This window comes from Sphingobium limneticum (assembly GCF_008710165.1).
Taxonomy (GTDB): Bacteria; Pseudomonadota; Alphaproteobacteria; order Sphingomonadales; family Sphingomonadaceae; genus Sphingobium; species Sphingobium limneticum.
Map to the genome: position 1 here is coordinate 20,446 of NZ_VYQA01000003.1, position 25,175 is coordinate 45,620.

The 25,175-nt window shown below is 63.1% G+C and carries 25 protein-coding genes; 22 read left to right on the top strand and 3 right to left on the bottom strand.

The window, feature by feature from the left end; translation table 11 throughout:
* The first annotated feature begins 94 nt into the window (after window positions 1–94).
* From F4U95_RS04775 to F4U95_RS04810, 8 genes are all read left to right on the top strand, one after another.
* Entirely contained in the window at window positions 95–1,666 is a 1,572-nt protein-coding gene (locus F4U95_RS04775) for a S1C family serine protease (protein ID WP_150424794.1), read from the top strand.
* Between the two features lie 184 nt (window positions 1,667–1,850).
* The gene (locus F4U95_RS04780) at window positions 1,851–2,405 is read left to right on the top strand and encodes a F0F1 ATP synthase subunit delta (protein WP_120251931.1); all 555 of its coding nucleotides are present in this window, start codon (window positions 1,851–1,853) and stop codon (window positions 2,403–2,405) included.
* A gap of 3 nt (window positions 2,406–2,408) precedes the next feature.
* A complete protein-coding gene (gene atpA / locus F4U95_RS04785) occupies window positions 2,409–3,938 on the top strand; it encodes a F0F1 ATP synthase subunit alpha (RefSeq protein ID WP_120249327.1) in 1,530 nt (509 codons plus the stop codon).
* A 40-nt stretch (window positions 3,939–3,978) separates the two neighbouring features.
* Window positions 3,979–4,566: a LysE family translocator gene (locus tag F4U95_RS04790; protein WP_120249326.1), complete on the top strand. Its 588-nt coding sequence runs from the start codon at window positions 3,979–3,981 to the stop codon at window positions 4,564–4,566.
* A 3-nt stretch (window positions 4,567–4,569) separates the two neighbouring features.
* Window positions 4,570–5,454: a F0F1 ATP synthase subunit gamma gene (locus F4U95_RS04795; protein WP_150424795.1), complete on the top strand. Its 885-nt coding sequence runs from the start codon at window positions 4,570–4,572 to the stop codon at window positions 5,452–5,454.
* Between the two features lie 21 nt (window positions 5,455–5,475).
* The gene (atpD, locus tag F4U95_RS04800) at window positions 5,476–6,921 is read left to right on the top strand and encodes a F0F1 ATP synthase subunit beta (protein ID WP_120249324.1); all 1,446 of its coding nucleotides are present in this window, start codon (window positions 5,476–5,478) and stop codon (window positions 6,919–6,921) included.
* 155 nt (window positions 6,922–7,076) lie between these two features.
* Window positions 7,077–7,331 carry an ATP synthase F1 subunit epsilon gene (locus F4U95_RS04805; protein ID WP_120249323.1) on the top strand — a complete coding sequence of 85 codons (255 nt, stop codon included), beginning with the start codon at window positions 7,077–7,079 and terminating at the stop codon, window positions 7,329–7,331.
* Between the two features lie 84 nt (window positions 7,332–7,415).
* Window positions 7,416–8,912, top strand: a complete 1,497-nt coding sequence (locus F4U95_RS04810; protein WP_150424796.1) for a hypothetical protein — start codon at window positions 7,416–7,418, stop codon at window positions 8,910–8,912.
* Here F4U95_RS04810 and F4U95_RS04815 read toward each other — a convergent pair.
* Both F4U95_RS04815 and F4U95_RS04820 read right to left on the bottom strand, forming a co-directional pair.
* Complete coding sequence (locus F4U95_RS04815; RefSeq protein WP_150424797.1) at window positions 8,904–9,629, bottom strand: class I SAM-dependent methyltransferase; 726 nt, start codon at window positions 9,627–9,629, stop codon at window positions 8,904–8,906. The two genes, F4U95_RS04810 and F4U95_RS04815, sit on opposite strands and share 9 nt — an antisense overlap.
* Window positions 9,602–10,618 carry a glycosyltransferase family 2 protein gene (locus tag F4U95_RS04820; protein WP_150424798.1) on the bottom strand — a complete coding sequence of 339 codons (1,017 nt, stop codon included), beginning with the start codon at window positions 10,616–10,618 and terminating at the stop codon, window positions 9,602–9,604. Before F4U95_RS04820 ends, F4U95_RS04815 begins: the two co-directional genes overlap by 28 nt.
* 174 nt (window positions 10,619–10,792) lie before the next feature.
* Here F4U95_RS04820 and F4U95_RS04825 point away from each other — a divergent pair, with 174 nt between their 5' ends.
* From F4U95_RS04825 to F4U95_RS04845, 5 genes are all read left to right on the top strand, one after another.
* Entirely contained in the window at window positions 10,793–12,367 is a 1,575-nt protein-coding gene (locus F4U95_RS04825) for an integral membrane-like protein (protein WP_150424799.1), read from the top strand.
* Window positions 12,364–13,896 (top strand): TadA family conjugal transfer-associated ATPase, encoded by a 1,533-nt coding sequence (locus F4U95_RS04830; RefSeq protein WP_120251930.1) that lies wholly within the window; start codon window positions 12,364–12,366, stop codon window positions 13,894–13,896. The genes F4U95_RS04825 and F4U95_RS04830 overlap by 4 nt, the downstream gene beginning before the upstream one ends.
* 100 nt (window positions 13,897–13,996) lie before the next feature.
* Window positions 13,997–14,689, top strand: a complete 693-nt coding sequence (locus tag F4U95_RS04835) for a hypothetical protein (RefSeq protein WP_246171492.1) — start codon at window positions 13,997–13,999, stop codon at window positions 14,687–14,689.
* A gap of 65 nt (window positions 14,690–14,754) precedes the next feature.
* On the top strand, window positions 14,755–15,555 hold the full coding sequence (locus tag F4U95_RS04840) for a class I SAM-dependent methyltransferase (RefSeq protein ID WP_150424800.1): 801 nt from the start codon (window positions 14,755–14,757) through the stop codon (window positions 15,553–15,555).
* A gap of 203 nt (window positions 15,556–15,758) precedes the next feature.
* A complete protein-coding gene (locus tag F4U95_RS04845) occupies window positions 15,759–16,637 on the top strand; it encodes a DMT family transporter (RefSeq protein ID WP_281347228.1) in 879 nt (292 codons plus the stop codon).
* Here the strand turns inward: F4U95_RS04845 and F4U95_RS04850 are convergent.
* Window positions 16,609–17,040, bottom strand: coding sequence for an OsmC family protein (locus F4U95_RS04850; RefSeq protein WP_056687533.1), 432 nt, complete (start codon window positions 17,038–17,040; stop codon window positions 16,609–16,611). The two genes, F4U95_RS04845 and F4U95_RS04850, sit on opposite strands and share 29 nt — an antisense overlap.
* 88 nt (window positions 17,041–17,128) lie before the next feature.
* Between F4U95_RS04850 and F4U95_RS04855 the strand changes: the two genes are divergently transcribed.
* The 9 genes from F4U95_RS04855 (at window position 17,129) to F4U95_RS04895 (ending at window position 25,032) form a co-directional block, all read left to right on the top strand.
* Window positions 17,129–17,494: a PRC-barrel domain-containing protein gene (locus F4U95_RS04855; RefSeq protein WP_150424802.1), complete on the top strand. Its 366-nt coding sequence runs from the start codon at window positions 17,129–17,131 to the stop codon at window positions 17,492–17,494.
* Between the two features lie 177 nt (window positions 17,495–17,671).
* On the top strand, window positions 17,672–18,346 hold the full coding sequence (locus tag F4U95_RS04860; RefSeq protein WP_120251928.1) for an RBBP9/YdeN family alpha/beta hydrolase: 675 nt from the start codon (window positions 17,672–17,674) through the stop codon (window positions 18,344–18,346).
* A 104-nt stretch (window positions 18,347–18,450) separates the two neighbouring features.
* Window positions 18,451–18,639 (top strand): YezD family protein, encoded by a 189-nt coding sequence (locus F4U95_RS04865; RefSeq protein ID WP_120249316.1) that lies wholly within the window; start codon window positions 18,451–18,453, stop codon window positions 18,637–18,639.
* Between the two features lie 158 nt (window positions 18,640–18,797).
* Window positions 18,798–21,269, top strand: coding sequence for a TonB-dependent receptor (locus F4U95_RS04870; protein ID WP_150424803.1), 2,472 nt, complete (start codon window positions 18,798–18,800; stop codon window positions 21,267–21,269).
* Window positions 21,270–21,368: 99 nt separating this feature from the next.
* The gene (locus tag F4U95_RS04875; RefSeq protein ID WP_150424804.1) at window positions 21,369–21,650 is read left to right on the top strand and encodes a type II toxin-antitoxin system Phd/YefM family antitoxin; all 282 of its coding nucleotides are present in this window, start codon (window positions 21,369–21,371) and stop codon (window positions 21,648–21,650) included.
* Complete coding sequence (locus F4U95_RS04880; RefSeq protein ID WP_150424805.1) at window positions 21,643–21,987, top strand: type II toxin-antitoxin system RelE/ParE family toxin; 345 nt, start codon at window positions 21,643–21,645, stop codon at window positions 21,985–21,987. The genes F4U95_RS04875 and F4U95_RS04880 overlap by 8 nt, the downstream gene beginning before the upstream one ends.
* A 53-nt stretch (window positions 21,988–22,040) precedes the next feature.
* Entirely contained in the window at window positions 22,041–22,913 is an 873-nt protein-coding gene (gene panB, locus F4U95_RS04885) for a 3-methyl-2-oxobutanoate hydroxymethyltransferase (RefSeq protein ID WP_120249312.1), read from the top strand.
* A 74-nt stretch (window positions 22,914–22,987) separates the two neighbouring features.
* The gene (locus tag F4U95_RS04890) at window positions 22,988–23,686 is read left to right on the top strand and encodes a tetratricopeptide repeat protein (protein ID WP_150424806.1); all 699 of its coding nucleotides are present in this window, start codon (window positions 22,988–22,990) and stop codon (window positions 23,684–23,686) included.
* Window positions 23,687–23,694: 8 nt separating this feature from the next.
* The gene (locus F4U95_RS04895; protein ID WP_246171493.1) at window positions 23,695–25,032 is read left to right on the top strand and encodes an outer membrane protein assembly factor BamB family protein; all 1,338 of its coding nucleotides are present in this window, start codon (window positions 23,695–23,697) and stop codon (window positions 25,030–25,032) included.
* Window positions 25,033–25,175 lie beyond the last annotated feature (143 nt).

A 25,175-nucleotide genomic window follows, 5' to 3' on the forward strand; every position in this document is an offset into this window, starting at 1 on the left:
CGCCCGTCGCCCTTCTTCCCGCGCCTTGCGATCAAAGCATTTCGTCTTTTCCACATTGCGCGGCGCGCGCCATGCAATATTGATGCGCACAGCTATGACCGCCCTCCTCCGCCGCTTCGCCCCGATCCTTGGCCTCACGTTCGCGCTGTTGGCGCCTGCGTCCCTCCATGCCGAACAGCAGGATATCGCCGCCGCTGCGCGCGGCGTGGTCCGCGTCGCGCTGGTCGCGACCGATGGATCGGACGCCTATTTCGTGGGCCATGGCAGCGGCTTTGCGGTCGCCCCGGACAAGGTTCTGACCAACGCCCATGTCGTCGAACTGGCGCGGGAGGAGAAGAATCTGGTCATCGGCGTGATCCCGTCGGAAGGCACGAAAACCTATGGCGGGCGAATCATCGCCTATTCGCCGGGCAACGACCTGGCTCTGATCCAGCTGGAGCAAGGCCATCTGCCGGTATCGACCTTCTATGCCGGCGCGGTGACGGATGGGCAGCATGTCACCGCCATCGGCTATCCCGGCACGGTCGACCGGGCGCAGGGCCTGGGTCTCAAGCAGTTGGTGGAGCCGCTCGCCACGGTGAAGACCAGCGGCAACATTTCATCGGGCCGAGCCAGCCAGAGTTTCGACACCATCCTGCACACCGCCCCGCTGGCGGCCGGCAACAGCGGCGGGCCGCTGGCCGACGATTGCGGCCGGGTGCTGGGCGTCAACAGCTTCGGATCCGTGTCGGACGGCAATGATGCGGAATTCGGCTTTGCCGTCTCCTGGCGCGAGGTCGCCTCCTTCCTGCGGCAGGCGGGCGTATCGTCGCTCCATAGCATCGTCCCCTGCCGGTCGATGGCGGAGGCCGACGCTGCCGAAGCGAGCATCACCCAGCGCGAATCGCAGGCGACCGAACAGAAGAGCCGCGCCAGCGCCGACGCGCGCGAGCAGGAAATGACCCGCGCCCGCGATGCGGCCGAACGCGACGTCATCACCGCGCGCGAGAATGCGATGGCCGGCGCCGCCGTGCTGCTGGCACTCGCCGTACTGGGCCTGGGCGCGGGTGGCCTTTTCTACAATCAGGGCAAGGAAAAACAGGCCACCTGGTTCCTGGCCGGTGGCGGTGTGCTGCTGCTGGCGGCGCTGGGCCTGTTCTTCCTGCGCCCCAGCTTCGCCAGCGTGGACGAGCGGATGAAGCTGCCCGCGGACAAGAGCGTGGTCGGCAACGGCGCCTTCGCCTGGACCGGCGAGAATATCTGCAAGGTCGATCTGGCCCGCAGCCGCCTGACCGTATCGCAACCCAATGATATCGGGCTGAACTGGGCCGATGGCGGCTGCGTCAACGGCGACACCCAATATGTCGCGTCGGGCACGGCGTGGCAGCGCACCTCCGTCCCCGACGACGGCAATTTCGTGACCAGCAGCCAGTTCGATCCGGCCACCGGCACGTTGCGCGTGCAACGCTGGCTGCCCGACATCGACACGATGGACAAGGCCCGCGCCCTTTTGAAGGAAGGACCGGGCAAAGGGCCGATCAAGGGCTGCGGCAGCGACTCCGGACTCCTGTCGCGGATCGCGACGCTCCAGAGCGACGTGACAACGTTGCTTCCGGCTCAACCCAACGAGCGGATCGTCTATCATTGCCAAAAGGGACGGCTTGCACCGGCCGATCCTGCCGGATGACCGATTCGTCGCAGCGGAAATACTCAGTCAAATAGGGCGTTTTTCGCACTATCGCTGGAATCGCGTCACATGACTTGCATAGTCATAATCGCACTGCTAACCGGCCCGGCAACAGGGGCTCGGGACGGGATCAGACCGCGCCCTCTTTTTGCATGACCCGCAAATCACGGAGGACGGCAGGCGCGTGGAGATTAATAGCGGCATTCAGGCCAGTCTCAGCGGCCGCTACGCGGTGGCGCTGTTCGACTTGGCTCGCGACGCACAATCGCTCGACACGGTGGCGGACAGCCTTGCCGGGTTGAAACAAGCTATTGCGCAGTCGCCCGATTTCAAGGGGCTGATCAACAGCCCGGTTCTCAGCCGTGACGCAGCAGGCAAGACGATCGCCGCCGTCGCATCCTCCATGGGGACCGACGCATTGACGACGAAATTTCTGGGCGTGCTCGCCCAGAACCGTCGCCTGGGCCAATTGCCCGCCGTGATCCGCGCCTATGAAACGCTGTTGTCGAATCACAAGGGTGAGGCCCGCGCCGAAGTGACGAGCGCCCACCCGCTCGACGCCGACCAGATCGCTGCTCTGGCCAACAGCCTCAAGGCGCGCGTCGGCCGCAACGTCACGCTCGACGCGAAGGTCGACCCCGCGATCCTGGGCGGGCTGGTCGTCAAGATCGGCAGCCAGATGATCGACAGCTCCATCCGTACCCGTTTGAATACGCTCGCACAGGCCATGAAAGGCTAAGTCATGGATATCAACGCCGCAGAAATTTCGAAGGTCATCAAGGACCAGATCGCCAATTTCGGCACCGAAGCGCAGGTTAGCGAAGTCGGTTCCGTGCTGACCGTGGGTGACGGCATCGCCCGCGTCCATGGCCTCGACAACGTCCAGGCGGGCGAAATGGTCGAGTTCGCCAATGGCGTGCAGGGCATGGCGCTGAACCTGGAAGCCGACAATGTCGGCGTCGTGATCTTCGGCTCGGACGCCGAGATCAAGGAAGGCGACACCGTCAAGCGCACCGGCACCATCGTGGACGTCCCCGTCGGCAAGGGCCTGCTGGGCCGCGTGGTCGACGGTCTGGGCAACCCGATCGACGGCAAAGGCCCGATCGTGTCCGACCAGCGCATGCGCGTCGAGCGCAAGGCGCCCGGCATCATCCCGCGCACCTCGGTCCATGAGCCCGTTCAGACCGGCCTCAAGGCCATCGACACGCTCGTCCCCGTCGGCCGCGGCCAGCGCGAACTGATCATCGGCGATCGCCAGACCGGCAAGACCGCCGTCGCGATCGACACCTTCATCAACCAGAAGGCCGCCAACGCCGGCGATGACGAGAGCAAGAAGCTCTACTGCATCTACGTCGCGATCGGCCAGAAGCGCTCGACCGTCGCGCAGATCGTCAAGCAGCTCGAAGAAAATGGCGCGATGGAATATTCCATCGTCGTCGCCGCGACCGCTTCGGAACCCGCACCGCTCCAGTATCTCGCCCCCTATACGGGCGTGACGATGGGCGAATATTTCCGCGACAACGGCATGCACGCCGTCATCGTCTATGACGATCTGTCGAAGCAGGCCGTGGCCTATCGCCAGATGTCGCTGCTGCTGCGTCGCCCTCCGGGCCGCGAAGCCTATCCGGGCGACGTTTTCTATCTGCACAGCCGCCTGCTGGAGCGCGCTGCCAAGATGAACAAGGAAAATGGCTCGGGCTCGCTGACCGCGCTGCCGATCATCGAAACGCAGGCGGGCGACGTTTCCGCCTACATCCCGACCAACGTGATTTCGATCACCGACGGCCAGATCTTCCTGGAAACCAACCTCTTCTACCAGGGCATCCGTCCGGCCATCAACGTGGGCCTGTCGGTGTCGCGCGTCGGTTCCGCCGCGCAGACCAAGGCGATGAAGAAGGTGTCCGGCTCGATCAAGCTGGAGCTGGCCCAGTATCGCGAAATGGCGGCCTTCGCCCAGTTCGGGTCTGACCTCGACGCATCGACGCAAAAGCTGCTGAACCGCGGCGCGCGCCTGACCGAGCTGCTCAAGCAGGGTCAGTTCTCGCCCCTGCCGTTCGAAGAGCAGACCGCGTCGATCTTCGCGGGCACCAACGGCTATCTCGACAGCGTCGCCGTCAAGGACGTGACCCGTTACGAAGAGCTGATGCTCGCCTATCTGCGTCACGACCACCCCGAAGTGCTGACCGCGATCCGCGACAGCAAGGATCTGGGCGACGACGCGAAGAGCAAGCTGAAGGCTGCGCTGGACTCGTTCGGCAAGACCTTCGCCTAAGTCAGTGCTGACCGCCCACTCCCTTCTTGCCTGGACCGTGATGTCGATCGGTCTGGTGCTGCTGCCGGGACCGGACACCATGTTGGTGGCCGGTCACGCAGCGCGCCGTGGGCTGAAGGCGGGGATGGCGACGATCGGCGGCATCCAGCTGGGCGGTTTGTTCTACATGCTGCTGTGCGGCTTCGGTTTTCTCAGCGTGCTGAACGCGGTGCCGGGGTTGTTCATGGCGGTGAAGATCGCCGGCGCGCTCTATCTGGCCTGGATGGGCATCGGACTGTTGCGCGGCGCGATCAAACCGGCGCCGGCGACGACGGAAAAGCTGCGGATCGGCGGATCGCCCTTCATGCAGGGTTTCGTCAGCACCGTGCTGAACCCGAAGGTCGCGATCTTCTTCCTGGCCGCATTGCCGCAATTCGTCGGTACCGGCCCGGATGCGCCGTGGCAGGGCATGTTGCTGATCGCGATCGTCTATGCACTGGGTTTCGTCTGGTGCGCCCTGCTCGCGCTGCTGGCTACCAAGGCGGGCCGCAAGGTCGGTCAAAGCAGCGCGATGCGCTGGTTCGAAGGCGCCATGGGCGTCGGTTTCTTTGGTCTCGCGGGCCGTCTGGCCCTTGCTCGGAATGTTTGAACTATGCCTAGCCTCAAGGAACTGAAGCTTCGCCGTGACTCGGTGAAGTCGACGCAGAAGATCACCAAGGCCAAGCAGATGGTCGCCGCTGCCAAGCTGCGTAAGGCGCAGGCCGCTGCCGAAGCCGCCCGCCCCTATTCCAGCCGCCTCGAAGCCGTCGTGGCCTCGCTCGCGTCGAAGATCGCTGGCGGTTCGGGCGAAGGCGCATCGCCGCTGCTCGCCGGCACTGGCAAGGATCAGGTGCATCTGCTGGTCGTCGCCAACAGCGACCGCGGCCTCGCCGGCGCATTCAACGCCAATATCGTCAAGGCCGCTCTCGCCAAGGCGCGCGAACTGGAACTGGACGGCAAGACCGTGCAATTCTACCTGATCGGTCGCAAGGGTCGCCCGGTCATCAGCCGCACCTATCCCGGCAAGATCGTCGCGCAATATGACACGACCGGCACGAAGGAGCCGGGCTTCGCCCAGGCGCAGGCCATCGCACAGGAACTGAGCAAGATGTTCCTGGACGGCAAGTTCGACGTCGCGCACCTCTTCTATTCGCGCTTCAAGTCGGCCCTGGCGCAGATCCCGACCGAGCAGCAGATCATCCCGGTCAAGATCCCGGCCGATGCCGACCGCAACGCCATCCCCGCCACGGTGGAATATGAGCCGAGCGAGGAAGCGATCCTGGACGATCTGTTGCCGCGCAACATCTCGATCCAGCTGTTCAAGGCGTTGCTGGAAAACAACGCGTCGGAACAGGGCGCGTCGATGACCGCGATGGACAATGCGACCCGCAATGCCGGCGACCTCATCAACAAGCTGAACATCCAGTATAACCGCAGCCGTCAGGCCGCGATCACCACCGAACTCGTCGAAATCATCTCGGGCGCCGAAGCCCTTTAAGTGCAGGCAAGGACATAAGTCATGGCAACCACCAACAATGTAGGCCGCATTTCGCAGGTCATCGGCGCCGTCGTCGACGTGACCTTCCCGGATGCACTCCCGGCCATTCTCTCGGCGCTGGAAACCAGCAACAACGGCCAGCGCCTGGTGCTGGAAGTCGCCCAGCATCTGGGTGAAAACACCGTTCGCACCATCGCGATGGACTCGACCGACGGCCTGACCCGCGGTCAGGACGTCACCGACACCGGTGCGCAGATCAAGGTGCCCGTCGGCCCGGCCACGCTCGGCCGCATCCTGAACGTCGTGGGCGAACCGATCGACGAACGTGGCCCGGTCCAGACCGAACTGCGCTCGCCCATCCATGCCAAGGCGCCCGAGTTCGTCGATCAGTCGACCGAAAGCGCGATCCTTGTCACCGGCATCAAGGTCATCGACCTTCTGGCCCCCTATGCCAAGGGCGGCAAGATCGGCCTGTTTGGCGGCGCCGGCGTGGGCAAGACGGTTCTCATCCAGGAACTGATCAACAACATCGCCAAGGGCCATGGCGGCACATCGGTCTTCGCAGGCGTGGGTGAACGCACCCGTGAAGGCAACGACCTCTATCACGAATTCCTCGACGCGGGCGTCATCGCCAAGGACGCCGACGGCAACGCGATCAGCGAAGGGTCGAAGGTTGCGCTGGTGTACGGCCAGATGAACGAGCCCCCGGGCGCGCGCGCACGCGTCGCCCTGTCGGGTCTGACCATCGCCGAATATTTCCGCGACGTCGAAAATCAGGACGTTCTGTTCTTCGTCGACAACATCTTCCGCTTCACGCAGGCGGGCGCGGAAGTGTCGGCTCTGCTGGGCCGTATTCCTTCGGCCGTGGGCTATCAGCCGACCCTGTCGACCGACATGGGGGCGCTGCAGGAGCGCATCACCTCGACCAACAAGGGTTCGATCACCTCGGTTCAGGCCGTGTATGTTCCCGCGGACGATCTGACCGATCCGGCGCCTGCGACCTCGTTCGCGCATCTTGATGCGACGACCGTTCTCAACCGCGCCATTTCGGAACTGGGCATCTATCCGGCGGTCGATCCGCTGGATTCGACCAGCCGCGTTCTGGAGCCGCGCACCGTGGGTCAGGAACATTATGACACCGCCCGCGCCGTGCAGTCGATCCTTCAGAAGTACAAGTCGCTGCAGGACATCATCGCGATCCTGGGCATGGACGAACTGTCGGAAGAAGATAAGCTGACCGTCGCCCGCGCGCGCAAGATCCAGAAGTTTCTGTCGCAGCCTTTCCACGTCGCCGAAGTCTTCACCGGCATCTCGGGCAAGTTCGTCCAGATCGAAGACACGGTGAAGTCGTTCAAGGCCGTGGTCGAAGGCGAATATGACCATCTGCCCGAAAACGCCTTCTACATGGTCGGCGGCATCGACGAAGCCGTCGAAAAGGCTAAGAAGCTGGCCGCCGAAGCGGCTTAAGCCTATAAAAAGCCCCTCCCTTTCAAGGGAGGGGTTGGGGTGGGTCGCGAGCGCAGCGAGCTTTTGACCTATCCTTAGAGGTTGCAGGCCATCGCCTTGCGATGGCACCCACCCCCAACCCCTCCCTTGAAAGGGAGGGGCTTAGGATCGAAAAAATGGCACTGCATTTCGAACTCGTGACCCCGGAAAAGCTCGTCCGCTCGGAAGAGGTCTATCAGGTGGTCGTTCCCGGCACCGACGGCGACTTCGGCGTGCTGGAGGGTCATGCGCCCTTCATGTCGACCGTGCGCGACGGCAATATCCAGCTTTTCGCAACGGCCGGCGCCGCACCGGAAATCATTCCGGTCGAAGGCGGCTTTGCCGAGGTGAATGAAAAGGGCCTGACGGTTCTCGCCGAAAAGGCTGGCTGATCAGCCGGAGATCGTCGGATCGAACGATGATCGGTTGAAGGGGCGCTTTCCGCGCCCCTTTTTCTTTGCCATGACGCTGGCGTCATGCAGTCGCCCTTCTCCAGCCCCAACCCGCTCTGCCGTCCGCTGCCTGGCGGCGCATTACTGGCCTTTCTCGCCGCATGGCTGGGCGCGGACCAATTGCTGCTGTGGCGCTTCCTCGACGTCATGCCGCTCTGGGCCTATGGGCTGGGCGCCGCGATGCTGGCCGGGCTATGCGTCCTCGTCGTCAGGGCGACCCGCAACTTTGACGGACCCAGTGCCGTCACCTGGTTCACCTGTATCGGCGTCGCGCTGATCCTGCTGCTCCTGGGGGGTGAGGGGCGCTTCTTCTACGCCAATATAGACTGGCAGGTCCGGCTGGCGGCGATGCGGGATATGGTCGTCAATCCATGGCCGTTCGTCTACACCGCCCGCGCCACGCCGGATGTGCTGCGCGCACCGATCGGCATGTTCCTGGCCCCTGCCCTCGTCGCCAAGACTCTGGGTGGACGAGCCGGCGACATTGCGCTGCTGATCCAGAACGGCCTGTTGCTGGGCAGCGTGCTGGCGCTGGGCTCGACCTTGTTTGCCACGCGCCAGCACAGGCTGGTGGCGCTGGCCGTGGTGATCGGCTTTTCCGGCCTGGATGCGCTCGGCCGTATCCTGTTTCGCGGCGGATTGTCCGACCATCTCGAAAATTGGGCCTATCTCCAATATAGCTCGACCATCACCCTGGCCTTCTGGGTGCCGCAACATGCACTGTCGGGCTGGATCGGGGCGTTGGCCTATCTGCTCTGCCGCGGGGGCAAGGCGCCTTTGGGCGCCGCGCTGGCGCTGCTACCGCTGACCGCCCTGCTTTCGCCCCTGGGATTGATGGGGGCGATGCCCTTTGCCGCGCTGGCGGGGGTGCAGACGCTGCTCCGCCGCCAATTGAAGATCACGGACATCGCCATCCCTGCGCTCGCGACCCTGCTTTGCGGGCCGGGCCTCCTTTATCTGGGCGCCGCCAATGACGGCGTGGGCGCACGGCTGATGACAGTCGCGCCGCTGCAATGGGGGCTGTTCGAACTGCTGGAGGTGCTGGTCTATGTCGCGCCGCTGGCCCTGATCGTCCGGCGCCCGCGATTTGGACGCGATACGCTGGCGCTGCTGACGATATGGCTGCTCGCCATTCCCTTTCTTCAGGTCGGCTGGTCGATCGACTTTATGATGCGCGCGTCGGTCAGCGCGCTCGCCATCCTCGCCGTCATGGTCGCCGACGCACTGACCCGCGAACCGCGCAGCCGGCTGTGGCTCGTCGTGCCATTACTGATCGGCAGCATCACCGGTCTATATGAAGTTCGCCGCGCCTTCGCCCACCCGCCCGCGCCGCAGGTCCGATGCAGTTTCTTCAAGGCATGGGACCAGAGTTTCGGCTTCCAGCCCAAAGGCTCGTACCTCGCCCCGCTGGCGGACATGCCTGCGCTGGTCCGCCCCACCAACCCTGCGCGCATCAGCCCGGCCGAACCGGCGACATGCTGGGATGGCCATTGGTATCACCCGAATGAAATTCTAATCTGATAGCACGGCGTAGAGCGACAGGCCGATCGGAAAGCGGATGCGGCCAAGCAGATAGCGCTCCCACCCGAAGATCATGCGCAAGGCGCCGTTGATGATGGGTGATGGTTCACTGTCCAGCCCACCCTTTCGCCGCAACAGCCGATGTACCGTCCGGGTCGCGACGGCGACCGGGAATAACAGGCTGTTAAAATAGCCGACGGATTGCACCGTCAATCCTGCGGCCTCCGCCACGGCCTGCAATCCCGCCAATGTGTAGCGACGCTTATGATGGTGCAGCACGTCATGATCGGACCAAAGCCAAGGCACGGCCGGCACGGTCAACAGGATACGCCCGCCATCCGCCAAACGCGCGCGCAATGCGGCCAGCGATGCGCGATCCTCTTCCACATGCTCCAGCACGTCGAGCAGCGCGATAAGATCATAACGCTGGTCGCCGAACCCGATTGTCCCAGGCAACATGCCCGCTTCTATCCGTGCGACGCCCCGCTCGCTGGCAAAGGCCCGCGCCTCGCCATCATATTCCAGCGCTTCCACTGTGCCATGACGGGCGAGCATGGTCAGGTTGCCGCCCGTGCCGCATCCCGCTTCCAATATGCGGGCGTCGGGACGGGGTGCAACCTGGGTTCGAATCAGGCGATCCACTATGGCGCGACGGGCAACGAACCACCAATGGGTGCCCTCCTGCGCGCTCATGCTCGCATAGACTGACCGGTCCATTGTTCCTCTTCCCCTGATTTTGGTTCCGATGAGAGGGCCGATGCGGACGCGCCCTGTTCGTCTACCACATAGAGCGGGCGCCTGCGCACTTCACGCGCCACCCGCCCCAGATATTCACCGATAATGCCCAGACTCAACAGATTGAGTCCCCCCAGCATCAACACTGCGACCATGATCGACGCATAGCCGGGCACGTCAATACCGGTCACGACCGTATGGGCGATCAGAAATGCGGCATAGACAAAGGCCAGCAGGGCGATGCCGCCGCCAATATAGGACCAGATGCGCAAAGGCATGGTCGTGGATGCCGTAATACCGTCGACCGCCAAACCCCATAGCTTGCCCCAGCGCCATTTTGTCGTGCCTGCTTCCCGCGGCGCGCGGGCATAATCCACCGTCGCGACGCGAAAACCGATCCAGGAAAACAGTCCCTTGTTGAATCGCGCCTGTTCGCCCAATTGTTTGATGACATCGACGGCCTGTCGATCGAGCAGTCGGAAATCGCCAACATTTTCGGGGATGGGATAATCGGACATGCGGTTGAGCAGACGATAGAATCGCTGCGCGCTCCACCGCTTGAACCAGCCGTCGCTGGAGCGATCGACACGACGGGCGTTGACCACCTGCGCGCCCGCCAGCCATTCGCGGACCATGTCCACGATCAGTTCGGGCGGATCCTGCATATCCACATCGATCGGGATCACCGCATCGCCTTGCGCATGATCTATGCCGGCGGCCAGCGCTGCTTCCTTGCCGAAATTGCGGGACAACGAAATGGCGCGGACTTCGGGATTGAATCGCGCCAATATGGTCAGGATATCGGCGGTGCGATCGCTGCTGCCGTCGTTGACGAACAGATATTCGGCGCGGGCGTGCGGCCCGATCAGGGCCAGCGCGCGGCCCACGGCCGGACGGGCGGCGTCCAGGAAGGCAGATATGCTTTCCTGTTCATTATATACCGGAATGACGATCGAGATCGACGATAGCATGGGGCCGCATCCAGTTGCCTGTGCGGAATGGTCCCGCCGTCCGGCCTGTATCGGCGAATAATGGTTAATATTGCCCTACCCTCTGTGAGAAGGACCGCCGGATCGATCGATGGGCGATCTGTTAACCATTATCTCGCATGACCACGCAAACGCACGGCTGAAAGGACGCGTTTCGTGAAGCTGACATACGGTCGCTATGCCATCATCGCACTGGCGGCACTGGCGATCATGCTCCCGAACCTTCTGTGGGGACCGGGCGACACCGACGATATCCATTACAGCCTTATATGGACGGAGCAGTTCGGCAGGGCGATGGCCGCAGGCAATCTTTATCCCCGCTGGCTGCCGGACAGCTTTCAAGGATTGGGCAGCCCCGCCTTTTATTTCTATCCCCCCGCACCCTATTGGCTGGCGGGCGGGATCAGGGCGACAGGCCTGCCGACCCCCTTTGCGGTCACGGCTACCGCCGCCATTTTGCTGGCGCTGTCAGGTATGGCGATGCACGCTTGGCTGACCGAACGTCATACCAAACCATTACTCGGCGCGCTGATCTACATGGCGGCGCCTTATCATCTGATGGACATTTATGTGCGGGGGGCGATGGCGGAATCCGCGACGTTCGTCTTTCTGCCGCTGATGGCACTGAGTATCGCACGGCTTCCGCAGCGTAACGGCACGCTTTTGCTCTGTTTGTCCTTCGCCGGATTGTTGATCACACATCTGCCAATGGCGATGCTGACGGCATTGTTCCTGATCGCACCTTTGCTGATCGACCGGCTGAGAACCGACCGCAACGTTCTGCTGCCCGCAACGCTGGCAGGCGTCTTGGCGATCGGGCTGGCCGCCTTCTATCTGTTGCCGGCCCTGACGTTGCAGCATCTGATTTCGACGCAATGGTTGTGGAGTTCGTGGCACCGCCCAACCTCCTGGTCGTTACTGGCGCCGCAGCCGCTTATCCTCCTCAATCTCGGATTTCCGGCCGTCGCCGTTGCCGCCATGCTGGTTGCGCTGCGCGCGCCGCCAATCTGGCGCATCATCATATTGATCACCGGCCTGTCGTCTGTGGGGCTGATCCCCTTGATGTGGGACATGCCGCTCCTGAGTCAGGTCCAGTTTCCCTGGCGGCTGCTGGCCATCGTCGAATTTGCTGCGATCACCGCGCTGCTGACCTCAAGGCCTTCCATCTTGACCACGGGCCTGAGCGCAGGACTGATCCTATTCGCTTACGGGCACTGGACGCAGATGACCGTAAGGCGCTTTTCCCGGCCGATCGATCTCGTCATGCTGTCGCGCGACCTGCCCGATGCGCCCGAATATCTGCCTGCGGGGTTCGACGGCCGACCGACCGAGAAGGCTGGCCGCATAATGGATCTACGCCAATGGCAGCATCTGCCGCGCGGCGATATCATCACCGTCGATCGCGCGGGGCCTGTGATGGTGGGTCGCGCCGCTTTCCCGATCTGGCAGGTGGAACATGACGGGGCGGTCATCCCGTCCGCAGGTCCGATCATCCATTTCGACGCGCCACGTCCGGGCACCTACCGGCTGGTTCGCGTCACCCTTTGGCAGGAAAGCGTCGGGCGCATCATCAGCCTCATCGCAGCGCTGCTGCTGGCCGGGCTCTATCTACGTTTCCAGGCCATTAGCCTTTTATCAAAGTTTCCAGCCTATTCACCTTTATCACCCATAGATGATCGGACCCTTCCGGGGTGGCGGGGCCGGTCGCGACAAAGTGGCGGAGAAGCATGAGCGCCTTTGGACGGAAAAATGGACCTGCCGGGATCAAGCCCGGCTTCGGGGTGGCCCGGCCGATGCAAGGCGGCGTGGCGACGCGTGAAGAGGCGCCGCGCGGTGGCGATCAGTTCCCGCCGCTGGACATCGCATCCCTGCCGGGCGAAGCGGCCTTCGATCCGCTGGCGGCGCCGACCAGCCAGATGCAGCGCAATGCCGATGCCATGGCGCGCCTGTCCGACCGTGCCAATGCCGAACATCTGCCCGATGCCGGACCACAGGGTTTCGAAGCCAGCGTCCACAAGATCAAGGAGCAGGTGCTCCCCCGCCTGCTGGAACGTGTCGATCCCGAAGCGGCCGCGACCCTGACCAAGGATGAACTGGCGGAGGAATTCCGCCCGATCATCATGGAAGTGCTGGCGGAACTGAAGCTGACGCTGAACCGGCGCGAACAGTTCGCGCTGGAAAAGGTACTGGTCGACGAACTGCTCGGCCTTGGTCCGCTCGAAGAATTGCTGTCCGACCCGGACGTCACCGACATCATGGTGAACGGCCCGGAACAGACCTATATCGAAAAGAAGGGCAAGCTGATCATTGCCCCGATCAAGTTCCGCGACGAGGAGCATCTGTTCCAGATCGCCCAGCGTATCGTGAACAAGGTCGGCCGCCGCGTCGACCAGACCACGCCGCTGGCCGACGCCCGCCTGCCCGACGGTTCCCGCGTCAACGTGATCGTGCCGCCGCTGAGCCTGAAGGGCACGGCGATTTCCATCCGTAAATTTTCGGCCAAGCCGATCACCATCGACATGCTGGCCCAATGGGGCGCGATGTCGCCGAAGATGGCGACGGCGCTGAAGATCGCCGGTGCCTGCCGCTTCAACATCGTCATTTCCGGCGGTACCGGCTCGGGCAAGACGACGATGCTCAACGCCCTGTCGAAGATGATCGATCCGGGCGAGCGCGTGCTGACCATCGAGGACGCGGCCGAATTGCGGCTTCAGCAGCCCCACTGGCTACCGCTCGAAACCCGCCCTCCCAATCTGGAGGGTCAAGGCGCGATCACCATCGGCGATCTGGTCAAGAACGCCCTTCGTATGCGGCCTGATCGCATCATCCTGGGCGAAATTCGTGGCGCCGAATGTTTCGATCTACTGGCAGCGATGAATACGGGCCATGATGGGTCCATGTGTACGCTCCACGCCAACAGCCCGCGCGAGTGCCTGGGCCGTATGGAAAACATGATTCTGATGGGCGACATCAAGATACCCAAGGAAGCGATTTCCAAGCAGATCGCCGATTCGGTCGACCTGATCATTCAGGTGAAGCGCCTGCGCGACGGTTCGCGCCGCATCACCAACGTGACCGAGGTGATCGGCATGGAAGGCGACGTCATCGTCACCCAGGAATTGTTCAAATTCGAATATCATGACGAGGATGACAGCGGGAAGATCATCGGCGAATATCGCTCGATGGGCCTGCGCCCCTACACGCTGGACAAGGCGCGGATGTTCGGTTTCGACCAGCCTTTCCTGGAAGCCTGTCTCTGATGGAATAAGAGCCTCTCCCCCTGCGTAAGTGCCTCAGTTGCAACGATGCAGGGAGTATCCAGTGTTTCGACGAACCATACGCCATCCCGTCAGCCACGGGGTGGCGTTTCTTTTTATCGGCCTATGCGCACCGGCGAAGGCCCAAACACACTATCCCGACGTGCCCGAGCCGATGGTCTTCGACATGATGCGGCCGCTGGGCGCGAAACGGGGCGAGATGGAGGCCAATACGCTGGCGACCACATCGCTGTCCGGCGCCGATCGCAGCGTGCAATGGGCGCCCGAAGTCGAATATGCGCTGGCCGACGGTTTCGCGATCGAGGGCGAATTGCCGTTCAAGGATGGTCGGCTGGTGGAACTGAAGCTGGGGTTGCAGGCGGCCTTCGGCACGTTCAACGGCGGGCGTAGCGCCCATGGCGTACAATATCTGGGCATTTACGACCGCGATGCCCGCCATTATCGCAGCAGCTTCGCCTATATGGTGGCGCATCGCTACAATGACCGCTGGAGCAGCGTGTCGATGGCGGGGCTTGGCGACGTCTCCCTTTCCGGCGGACGCGGGCGCAATGCGGCCATCGTCAACCATTCGCTATTTTACGACAGCGCCGACGGACAGATATTGGGGCTGGAACTCAACTATCGCGGCGGCGCGGACGGCTATATGCTGGCGATGCCCCAAATCCACCAGCGGCTGGCGGACAAGGTCAATGTGCAGGCCGGCATCGGCGCGGAAAGGCCGTATGGCGGCGTCTTTCGACCCAAGGCCGGGATAAGGCTGATCCGGGAATTCTAAACGCTTGTCATGCCAGTGAAGGGCAGGCACATCGGATGCAATCATCACGATAAGAGGATTGCCCGATGCGCCTTCCCGCACTGCTTGCCGCCGCCGCCCTCATCCTGCCGGTCGGCGCCGTCATCGCCCAACATGCCGGCCATCACCAGGCGGCCGATCCGATCGCCACCGCGATCGCCGCGCCCAGCCGTACCCCGGCAAACACCGTTCGCGACAAATATCGCCACCCGGCCGAAACCCTCGCCTTCTTCGGTGTGACGCCCAAGCAGACGGTCGTCGAATATGCGCCGAGCGGTGGCTGGTACACCGAAATCCTGGCGCCGTTGCTGCGCGACCATGGCAGCTTCTACGCGCTGCAACCGACCGGCCGCTATCTGGACGGCTACAAGCAGTTCCTCGCCGCCAAGCCGGAGGCTTATGGCAAGGTGAAGGTCGTCGCCTATCCCGAGGAAAACAGCGCCATCCCGGCTAACAGCGTCGACACCGTCCTGACCTTCCGCAACGTGCACAACATGGTCATGGCCGGCAATGAGGCCGCGACGTTCAAGGCCTTCTTCGACATGCTCAAGCCCGGCGGTACGCTGGGCGTGGTCGATCATCGCCTGCCCGAGGATCGCGACACGGCGCTGGAAAAGAGCAGTGGCTATCTGAAGGTGTCGACCATCCGCCGCATCGCGCAGGCCGCCGGCTTCGAATATGTCGGCGCGTCGGACGTGAATGCCAATCCCAAGGATACGGCCGATTGGCCCAAGGGCGTCTGGACCCTGCCCCCAACGCTCAGCCAGAAGGATGTCGACAAGGACAAATATCTGGCGATCGGCGAAAGCGACCGCATGACGCTGAAATTCCGCAAGCCGGCCAAGTAAACCAAGACAAACATCGCCAACTTCCGTCACCCCGGGCTTGCCCCGGGGTCCAGCTGTTAGTCATATCCCCCCGACAAGGCAGCGGGACCCCGGATCGGGTCCGGGGCGACGAAGATGATGATCGCTAGACTTGCGCTACTTTGCGTCGTGGCTAAGGCGGAAGCGTGACCGCCGCCGACCGCCCCCATCGCCCGCTCTTCGCCATTGCGCTGCGTCTGATCGCCGTCATTTGCCTGTCGGTCATGTTCATCACCGTGCGGCTGGCCAGCGAGCGCGGCGTGCATGTGGTGGAATCGCTCTTCTACCGTCAGGCGCTAGCGCTGCCGGTGGTGCTGGCCTGGGTCGCGATGGCCGGCGGCTTGCAGACCATTCGCACGCGGCGCATCCGCGTCCATGCCAGCCGCATGATGCTGGGCCTGACCGGCATGCTCCTGAATTTCCTGTCTTATATCCTGCTGCCCCCGGCGGAGGCGGCGACGATCGGTTTCACCATGCCGATTTTCGGCACGATCCTGTCCGCCCTGATCCTGCGGGAAGTGACGGGCATCCATCGCTGGGGGGCGGTGCTGATCGGCTTTGTCGGCGTGCTGGTGATGATCCGCCCGGACGCCGGCCATTTCCCGATGCAGGGCGTCGCCGTCGCCATCGCCGCCGCGCTGATGACCGCCAGCGTCAGCCTGGTCCTGCGCGAACTGGGCCGGACGGAGGCGGCCGGCGTCGTCGTGTTCTGGTTCACGGCCCTATCGATGATCCCGCTGGGCATCGCCATGCCCTTCGTCGCGCAGGCGCATGATCCCGTTACCTGGGGCCTGTTGCTGACCATCGGCCTGTTCGGCGGCATCGCGCAGCTTTGCCTGACCGCCGCGCTGCGCTGGGGACCGGTGTCGGTCGTGCTGCCGATGGATTATAGCGCGATCATCTGGACCACCCTGCTGGGTGTGGCGATCGGCGAGGATTGGCCGATGGCGACGACCTGGATCGGTGCGACCCTCATCATCGCCAGCGGCCTCTATATCGCCTGGCGCGAGCATCGCCGCGCCAGGAAACCGCTCGTCAGCCTAGCAACTCCGCCTCAAGACTGATGTCCGCCTTCAGCAGCTTGGAAATGGGGCAACCGGCCTTCGCCTTGGCCGCCAGTTCCTGAAAGGTCGCGTCGTCGGTGCCGGGGATGGTGGCCTTGAGCGTCAGGTGGCTGGCAGTGACGGCGAAACCGTCGTCCTGTTTTTCCAGCGTCACGACCGCACTGGTTTCCATCTTCTCGGCCGTCAGGCCCGCTTCGCCCAGGATCAGCGAAAGCGCCATGGTGAAGCAGGAGGCATGCGCGGCGGCGATCAGTTCTTCCGGATTGCTGCCCGGCACGCCTTCAAAGCGAGTCGCAAAGCCGTAGGGATAGGCGTCCAGCGCACCACTCTGGGTCGAGATCGTGCCCTTCCCGTCCTTCAGGCCGCCACTCCATACGGCCGAACCGCTGCGATTGATCTTCATGGGCAATCTTCCTTGTTGTGAGCCGGAGGAACCCCGGCGGTCCCCCATGGTTGCATCGTAACAGAGACAATCGTGCAGGAGAGTGACAATGACTGACCTACCGCTTGAAAATCGCGGCGACCTGATCGCCTCCGACCGGGTCGAGGGCACCGCCGTCTACAACCGGCAAGGCGAACGGCTGGGCAAGATTTCCAACTTCATGGTGGACAAGCGGTCCGGGCAGGTCCGCTATGCCGTACTGTCATTCGGCGGCTTTCTGGGCATGGGCCATGACCATTATCCCCTGCCCTGGTCGATGCTGACCTATGACACCGACCAGGGCGGCTATGTCGTCGATCTGGACAAGCAACTGCTCGACAACGCCCCTCGATATGGCACCGACCAGCGGCCAGACTATGATGAGGGCTATGGCCGGAATGTGTACCAATATTATGGGCTTATCTATCCCTGGTGATGCGCGGCTAATGCCCGCATGGCGGCCGGGACGGCACGGTGTCGTCCCGGCCGTTCACATGTCTGCGTAACGACATTCCGGCTGCCTAGATTTCACCACAATTCACCGCTTGGCCATTGTCTACCGGATAAATAGAATTACTGTAGAAGGCTCGACTTGAAGGATGAGGATCAGAGCATGGAGCGATTCGGTTTTTCGGGTGACGCGCGCCAGCCGGTCGTGTTGACCATCCCCGGCCTGAACAATAGCGGGCCGGATCATTGGCAGAGTTTGTGGGAGGAAAAGCGCGGCGATTGCGAGCGCGTCGATCTGGGCAGCTGGGCCAGTCCCAACCGCAACGCCTGGGTCACGCGGCTGGATGCCGCCATTCGTGAGGCGAACGGGCCGGTGATATTGGCCGCGCACAGCCTGGGCTGCATGGCCGTCGCCTGGTGGGGCGCCTTGCAAAGCCAGGCCTATGGCTGGCCGGTGACGGGCGCTCTGCTAGTGGCGCCGCCCGATTGCGACCGGATGGAAACGCCCGAGACGATCGGCGGCTTCGGCCCGACCCCGCGCGCGCAACTGCCCTTCCCGTCCATTTTGGTGGGTAGCCGCGACGACCCCTATATCTTTTTCGAGCGCGCTCACAGCATCGGCAAAAATTGGGGCAGCCAGTTCGTCGATGCAGGCTATGCCGGCCATATCAACGCGCAATCGGGTCTGGGCGACTGGCAATTCGGACAGACACTGCTCGAACGGCTGATCGACAATGCGCAAGAGCAGGCGTCCGCCATGCGGCAGATGCGCCCCGCTTTGCCCATGGCCCAGCAGGATCGCAGCAGCAAAGCCCCGCGCCCTACCCTCCACCCCTAGAAGCTCACCCCCGAGGGGCGCGACAAGGCAAACTTGCGCGCCCCTTATATTTGCTTTTTTGTCTATCTCTAAAGTTGAGATATTAGACGGAATTAGAGGTGTCCATGAGCGAACATAAAACCATCGAACTCCGTCACGCCCGCATCGACGGGCAGCGGGCCGACATCACCGCCAGCATCGACAAGGTGCGCGGCGTGCTGGAGGCGTTGCGCTTCGGATCGATCACGCTGACCGTTCATGACGCGCGCGTGGTTCAGATCGACGTGACGGAAAAGACGCGCCTGACCAACTAAGGGGTCAACAAGGGGGCGCTTAATCTTCGGGCCGCTGGACGGCCCATGCGGCGGGGGGTGAGCCGCACACAGCTTCATCCCCGACACTGTCGGCCTGACCGGATCATCGGCATGGCCGCAATCACAACGACCGGACATCCGGATATAAGGGGAATATCATGATTGCGCGTTTCCTGTTGCTCGCCAGTGCGGCTGGCGCTTCCATCATCACGCCCAGCGCCTTTGCGCAGGATGCCGCGCAGCCGGCGGCGGATGAAGTCCAGCAGCCCAATGTCCGCGGCGACGTGATCGTCGTCACCGCCCGCCGCCGTCAGGAAACCGCGCAGGAAGTGCCGCTCGCCATCTCCGTCGTGAAGGGCGACAGCATCGAGGCGACCGGCAATTTCAACATCGTGAAGCTGCAGCAGCTCGCCCCCACGCTTCAGGTCTACACCACCAATCCGCGCAACACGTCGGTCAACATCCGTGGCCTGGGCGTGCCGTTCGGCCTGACCAGCGACGGGTTCGAACAGGGCGTGGGCATCTATGTCGACGACGTCTACAACAGCCGCGTTGCCGCTGCGACCTTCGACTTCCTCGACGTCAGCCAGGTCGAAGTGCTGCGCGGCCCGCAGGGCACGCTCTACGGCAAGAACACCACGGCCGGCGCGATCAACATCACCACCAACCAGCCGACCTTCGATTTCGAAGGCCGCGCCGAACTGAGTGTGGGCAACCTCAATTACAAGCAGGCCAAGGCCGCCATTTCCGGCCCCTTGTCCGAAACGGTTGCCGCCCGCATCGCGATCGCATCGACCACCCGCCGGGGCACGCTCTATAATGTGACCAGCAAGCGCTGGATCAACGAGCAGGACAATCTGGGCATCCGCGGCCAGTTGCTGTTCAAGCCCAGCGAAGATTTCAGCATCACCCTGTCGGGCGACTATAGCAAGCAGGATCCCGAATGCTGCGGCACCACCTTCGTGCGGGTCGGTACGACCCAACGCCCGATCGGCCGTCAATATGATGCACTGGTCGCCGCGATCAATGCCGCCAATCCGGGCCGCAACTACGCCGTCCCCAGCCGCAACCCCTATGACCGGTTGAGCGACCTCGATTCCAACCTGAACGCCGGCAACAAGATCGGTGGCGTATCGGCCAAGATCAAATGGGATGTCGGCCCCGGTACGCTGACCTCCGTCACCGCCTGGCGCTTCTGGGACTGGAAGCCGGAAAACGACCGCGACTTCACCGGCCTGTCGGTCGTGTCGCGCTCGCAAAACCCCTCGCAGCAGGACCAGTATAGCCAGGAATTCCGCTATAATTATGAAAGCAAGGACGTCGACTTCGTCGTCGGCCTGTTCGGCTTCAAGCAGCGGATCGACACGCAGGGCACCGAACAGCAGGGCGCGGATGCCGCCCGCTGGAGCCTGACCGGTGCGAACGCCGCCAACCCCGCCACGCTTCAGGGCCTGACCGCCAGCAACACCCAATATCTCAAGGCCGACAGTGCCGCTTTGTTCGGCCAGCTGAGCTGGAAGGTGACGGACGCGTTGACCATTCAGCCGGGTGTGCGCCTGAACTACGACAAGAAGTCGGGCTATTATGAGCGGGTCGTGACCAACGCGCAGGGTCAGGCGATCAGCTGCACCGCGACCCCGGCCCCCGGCACCATCGCAGGCACGACGTCGCAATGCGGGGTCTATCAGCCGCAGGTCAGCGCACCGTCGGACAGCGCCTGGAACTTCACCTATGACTTCAACGTCAATTACAAGGTCACGCGCAACATTCTCGCTTATGCGACCTATGCCAAGAGCTTCAAGACGCTGGGCATCAATCAGAACGGCCTGCCGCTCAACGCCGACAACACCGTCAATTACGACGCCAGCACGGTGAAGCCCGAATCGGTCAATCATTTCGAGCTGGGTCTGAAAACCCAGTTCTGGGATCGTCGTGCGACTTTCAACCTCTCCGCCTTCCGTACAGAGATCAAGGATTTCCAGGCGACCGTGAATGGCGGCCAGTTCGGCACCGTGCGCGGCTACCTCGCCAATGCGGAAAAGGTCCGGTCGCAGGGTATCGAGGCGGACTTCAAGGTCGTCGTCAGCGACCGCTTCACCGCCTATGCCAACGGCGCCTATACCGACGCCAAATATAAGAAGTTCACCAACGCACCCTGCCCGCCCGAATTGTCCGGCGGCACCATCACCACCAACCCGGCGCTGTGGAGCCCGGCCGGCCAGGCCGGCACCGCCACCACGCCGTCCTACAGCCGCCCGCAATGCGACATTTCCGGCCAGGATCTGCCCGGCGTGTCGAAATGGGCCTTCTCCTACGGCGCGGAATATAATGTTCCGGTCACGCTGCTGGCGAAGGACGGTCAGGTCTATCTGGGCGTCGACGGCAATTACCGCTCGCACTGGAACAGCAACGCTTCGCCGTCCATCTATACCGAAGTGAAGGGCTATGCGCTGACCAACTTCCGCGCCGGCTTCCGGGGCGAAGGGTTCGACGTCTTCGGCTGGGTCCGCAACGCCTTCGACGTCAATTATATCGAAAATCTTCAGGTCGCACCGGGCAATACCGGCCTGATCGCCGGCCAGGTCGGCGATCCCCAGACCTGGGGCGGCACGATCAAGTTCAGCTTCTGATCGACGTGAAGTAAGAAGGGCGGCAGCGATGCCGCCCTTTTTTTGCATCGCCACGGCAAATGGACTATATATGGTCCATATTCAGCCCGAGGTATCATCATGCGCTATTCCACACGGATCAAGCCGATCAGCTATTTCAAGGCGAACGCAGCCGAAGTGCTTGCCGACCTGAACGATGGCGCCGAGCCGATGATCCTGACCCAGAATGGCGAAGCGAAGGCAGTCATTCAGGATATCCGCTCCTACGAGCAGACGCAGGAAACCCTGGCGATGCTCAAGGTTCTGGCGTTGGGTATGGAAGATGTCCGCGCAGGGCGCGTCACCCCACTAGCTGATGTGAAGGAACGGTTGAAAGCACGACGGCGCGAAACCGATGACTGAACCGGTCTACCCCGTCCAATTGGCCGATACTGCCTTGGACGATCTTGCCGCCATCCGTTCGCATATTGCAGAACAGCGTTCGCCCGAAGAGGCAGACAGGCTGGTCGATCATTTGCTGGATCGTATGGCAATGTTGCGAACCTTCCCCTTGCGCGGGGGCGTTCCAAACGAGCTGGATGCGCTGGGCGTCCGCGATTATCGGCAGCTGCTGTCACGGCCATATCGCATCATCTATCATTTCGACGATAAGGTGGTCGACATCCTCATGATCGCCGACGGTCGCCGTGACATGCAAACTTTATTGACACACAGGCTGCTGGCCAGCGGTCCAAAATAAAAGGCGCCACCCCACCATTTGCGCCGCGCCCTGCGCTCGGCTAGACCGCGCTCATGTCCACGACCTTCACGCTCGACACCGCGACCAGCCGCGCCAATCCCACGCCTTCGCCGATGAAACGCCTGACCGTACCGGCCATTCAGCGGCGCAAGTTCGAAGGCAAGACGCAGGAACCGCTGGTCATGCTGACCGCCTATACCGCGCGTCAGGCCCAGTTGCTCGATCCGCATTGCGACATGCTGCTGGTCGGCGATTCGCTGGGGCAGGTGATTTACGGCCTGCCCTCCACCCTGCCCGTCACGCTCGACATGATGATCGCCCATGGCGCCGCCGTGGTGCGTGGCAGCTATCATAGCGTGGTGCTGGTCGACATGCCCTTCGGCAGCTACGAAGCCTCCCCGCAACAGGCCTTCGCCAGCGCCAGCCGCATCATGGCGGAAACCGGCGCGGCCGGCGTGAAGCTGGAGGGCGGCGTCGCCATGGCGGAAACGATCGGCTTCCTGACCCAGCGCGGCATCCCGGTCATGGCGCATATCGGCCTGACGCCGCAGGCGGTCAACGCGCTGGGCGGATATGGCGCGCGGGGCAAAACGCAGGAAGAACATGCCAAGATCCTGTCCGACGCCCGCGCCGTGGCGCAGGCCGGCGCTTTCTCGATGGTGATCGAAGGCGTGCTGGAGGATATCGCCAACGCCGTGACCGACAGCGTCGATGTGCCCGTCATCGGCATCGGCGCGTCGGCCCGCTGCGATGGGCAGGTGCTGGTGACGGAAGATATGCTGGGCATGTTCGAACGCACCGCCCGCTTCGTGAAACGCTATGACAATATCGCCGAAACGATCAGCCATGCGGCGCAACGCTACGCCGCCGATGTACGCGACCGCAGCTTTCCGGGCGACGATCAGGTGTATCGACCCAAAATTTGATTTGCCTGTGGCATAAGCACCGCTATTGATCGCGCCTTCCGGCAGAGTTTCTGTTCTATTTCTCGGAGAATGACGTGGCCCTCACGCCGCAAAACAGCGAAGCCTTCATGCGCGAGGTCGACGAAGCCGTCCGCCAGGACCAGCTTCTGACCTTCTGGGAGCGCTATGGCCGCCTGACTTTGGCGCTCGTCGTCCTTGGCCTCGCCGCGTTCGGCGGCTGGCTCTACTGGCAGCATTATAGCAAGACCCAGTCCGAGGCCGTGTCCGAACAGATGGATACGGTACTGACGACGGCTGCGGGCGGCGGCACGCCCGACGCCAAGCAGCTGGAAACGCTGACCAAGGCCAGCCAGCCGGGCTATCGCGCCGCTGCCTTGCTCACGCAGGCGGGCGTCGCATCGCGCAAGGGCGACAGCAAGGGCGCGATCGCGCTCTACACCGCCATCGCCGCCGACACGAAGCTGGACCAGCCCTATCGCGACCTGGCGCTGATCCGCCAGACCGCACTGGAGTTTGAAAGCCTCAAGCCCCAGCAGGTCTTGGATCGGCTGAAGCCGCTGGCCGTCGAAGGCGCGCCCTGGTTCGGCAGCGCCGGCGAACTGGTGGCCATAGCCTATATGAAAATGGGCAAGGCCGACCTGGCCGGCCCGATGTTCGCGGGCCTGGCGAAGGACGCTAATGTGCCCGAATCGATCCGTTCACGCGCCCGTCAGATGGCGGGTGTCATGGGGATCGACGCGGTCGAAGTTCCGACTGAAACCACCGAAGGATGATCGAGCGGATGGCAAGCATGAAGATGGGCCGGCTGGTAACGATGGCCGCCATGGTCGCGCTGCTGGCGGGCTGCGGCGTCGTCGGCGGCAAGAAGGGTGGACCCAAAACCCCCGTGATCGGCAACCGCGTCTCGATCCTGAGCAATGAACAGGGCGTCGAGGTGGAGCCGAGCCTGGCCGATGTGCAGGTCACCCTGCCCGCGCCCTATGTCAACGATGCCTGGGCGCAGCCGGGCGGCGACCCGTCCAAGGCGATGGGCCATGTCTCGCTGGGCGGTTCGCCCAGCCAGGTGTGGAGCAGCAAGATCGAGGGCAGTTCGCCCCAGGCGCGTCTCGCCGCGTCGCCGGTCGTGTCCGGCGGCAAGCTGTTCGTCACCGACGCCGGCGCCCATGTCATCGCGTTCGACGCGGCCAGCGGCTCGAAGCTGTGGCAGACCAACCTGCCGTCGGAGGGCAAGGGCAATGGCCGCGCGCTGTTCGGCGGCGGCGTCAGCATATTGGGCGACAAGGTGTTCGCCAGCACGGGCCTGGGCGACGTATTCTCGCTCAACGTCGCCGATGGCGCGATCGTCTGGAAGAAGCATCCGGGCGGCCCGCTGCGCGGCGCACCGACGCTGGAAAACGGCCATGTCTATGTGATGGGGCAGGACAACCAGATTTTCGCCCTGAACCAGAGCGATGGCGAAACCCAATGGACCGACAGCGGCACGTTGCAGGTGACCGGCATCTTCGGCGTCGCAGCGCCGGCCGCGGCGCAGGGCACGGTGATCGCAGGCTACAGCTCGGGTGAAATCAACGCCTATCGCTATGAAAATGGCCGTACATTGTGGGGCGATGCGCTGTCGCGCACCAGCATCTCCACCGCCGTCGCCTCTCTGACGGATATCGACGCCGATCCCGTGATCGACCGTGGCCGGGTGTTCGCCATCGGTCAGGGCGGTCGCATGGCCAGCTACGAACTGACCAGCGGCCAGCGCCTGTGGGAAATCAACATCGCCGGCATTTCGACGCCAGCCGTGGTCGGCGAATGGGTGTTTGCCGTGACGAGCGACGCGCGTCTGCTGTGCGTCGCGCGCGCCACCGGCAAGATCCGCTGGGTCAGCCAGCTGCGCCGCTGGCAAAAGGAAAAGAAGAAGGACAAGGCGATCCGCTGGACCGGCCCGATCCTGGCCGGCGGCCGCCTGATCGTCGTGTCGACGCGCGGCGAAATGGTCTATGTCGATCCGACGACCGGCTCCGTCCAGTCTACCGTCGATATGGGCAAGTCCATGTCGCTGTCCCCCATCGTGGCCAACAACATGCTATATGTGCTGGCCGATGACGGAAAATTGACGGCGTTCCGTTAACGCCGCCATTCATGCTACAGCGTGCTCCTGCGAAGGCAGGTGTCCAGATCCTGCCTTTGGACTGGGCTCCTGCCTTCGCAGGAGCATTGCGTTTTTGAAGTGATGCCTGCCCAGGCGGGTGCACGATGTTTTGAATCGGAAGG

Coding starts and splice junctions, on each gene's coding strand:
- F4U95_RS04865 (WP_120249316.1), top strand. CDS start 18,451: ATGAGCGAACATAAAACCATCGAACTCCGTCACGCCCGCATCGACGGG.
- atpD (WP_120249324.1), top strand. CDS start 5,476: ATGGCAACCACCAACAATGTAGGCCGCATTTCGCAGGTCATCGGCGCC.
- F4U95_RS04790 (WP_120249326.1), top strand. CDS start 3,979: ATGTCGATCGGTCTGGTGCTGCTGCCGGGACCGGACACCATGTTGGTG.
- F4U95_RS04820 (WP_150424798.1), bottom strand. CDS start 10,618: ATGCTATCGTCGATCTCGATCGTCATTCCGGTATATAATGAACAGGAA.
- F4U95_RS04840 (WP_150424800.1), top strand. CDS start 14,755: ATGCGCCTTCCCGCACTGCTTGCCGCCGCCGCCCTCATCCTGCCGGTC.
- F4U95_RS04775 (WP_150424794.1), top strand. CDS start 95: ATGACCGCCCTCCTCCGCCGCTTCGCCCCGATCCTTGGCCTCACGTTC.
- F4U95_RS04850 (WP_056687533.1), bottom strand. CDS start 17,040: ATGAAGATCAATCGCAGCGGTTCGGCCGTATGGAGTGGCGGCCTGAAG.
- F4U95_RS04830 (WP_120251930.1), top strand. CDS start 12,364: ATGAGCGCCTTTGGACGGAAAAATGGACCTGCCGGGATCAAGCCCGGC.
- F4U95_RS04795 (WP_150424795.1), top strand. CDS start 4,570: ATGCCTAGCCTCAAGGAACTGAAGCTTCGCCGTGACTCGGTGAAGTCG.
- F4U95_RS04860 (WP_120251928.1), top strand. CDS start 17,672: ATGGAGCGATTCGGTTTTTCGGGTGACGCGCGCCAGCCGGTCGTGTTG.
- F4U95_RS04810 (WP_150424796.1), top strand. CDS start 7,416: ATGCAGTCGCCCTTCTCCAGCCCCAACCCGCTCTGCCGTCCGCTGCCT.
- panB (WP_120249312.1), top strand. CDS start 22,041: ATGTCCACGACCTTCACGCTCGACACCGCGACCAGCCGCGCCAATCCC.
- F4U95_RS04805 (WP_120249323.1), top strand. CDS start 7,077: ATGGCACTGCATTTCGAACTCGTGACCCCGGAAAAGCTCGTCCGCTCG.
- F4U95_RS04895 (WP_246171493.1), top strand. CDS start 23,695: ATGGCAAGCATGAAGATGGGCCGGCTGGTAACGATGGCCGCCATGGTC.
- F4U95_RS04875 (WP_150424804.1), top strand. CDS start 21,369: ATGCGCTATTCCACACGGATCAAGCCGATCAGCTATTTCAAGGCGAAC.
- atpA (WP_120249327.1), top strand. CDS start 2,409: ATGGATATCAACGCCGCAGAAATTTCGAAGGTCATCAAGGACCAGATC.
- F4U95_RS04870 (WP_150424803.1), top strand. CDS start 18,798: ATGATTGCGCGTTTCCTGTTGCTCGCCAGTGCGGCTGGCGCTTCCATC.
- F4U95_RS04855 (WP_150424802.1), top strand. CDS start 17,129: ATGACTGACCTACCGCTTGAAAATCGCGGCGACCTGATCGCCTCCGAC.
- F4U95_RS04880 (WP_150424805.1), top strand. CDS start 21,643: ATGACTGAACCGGTCTACCCCGTCCAATTGGCCGATACTGCCTTGGAC.
- F4U95_RS04815 (WP_150424797.1), bottom strand. CDS start 9,629: ATGGACCGGTCAGTCTATGCGAGCATGAGCGCGCAGGAGGGCACCCAT.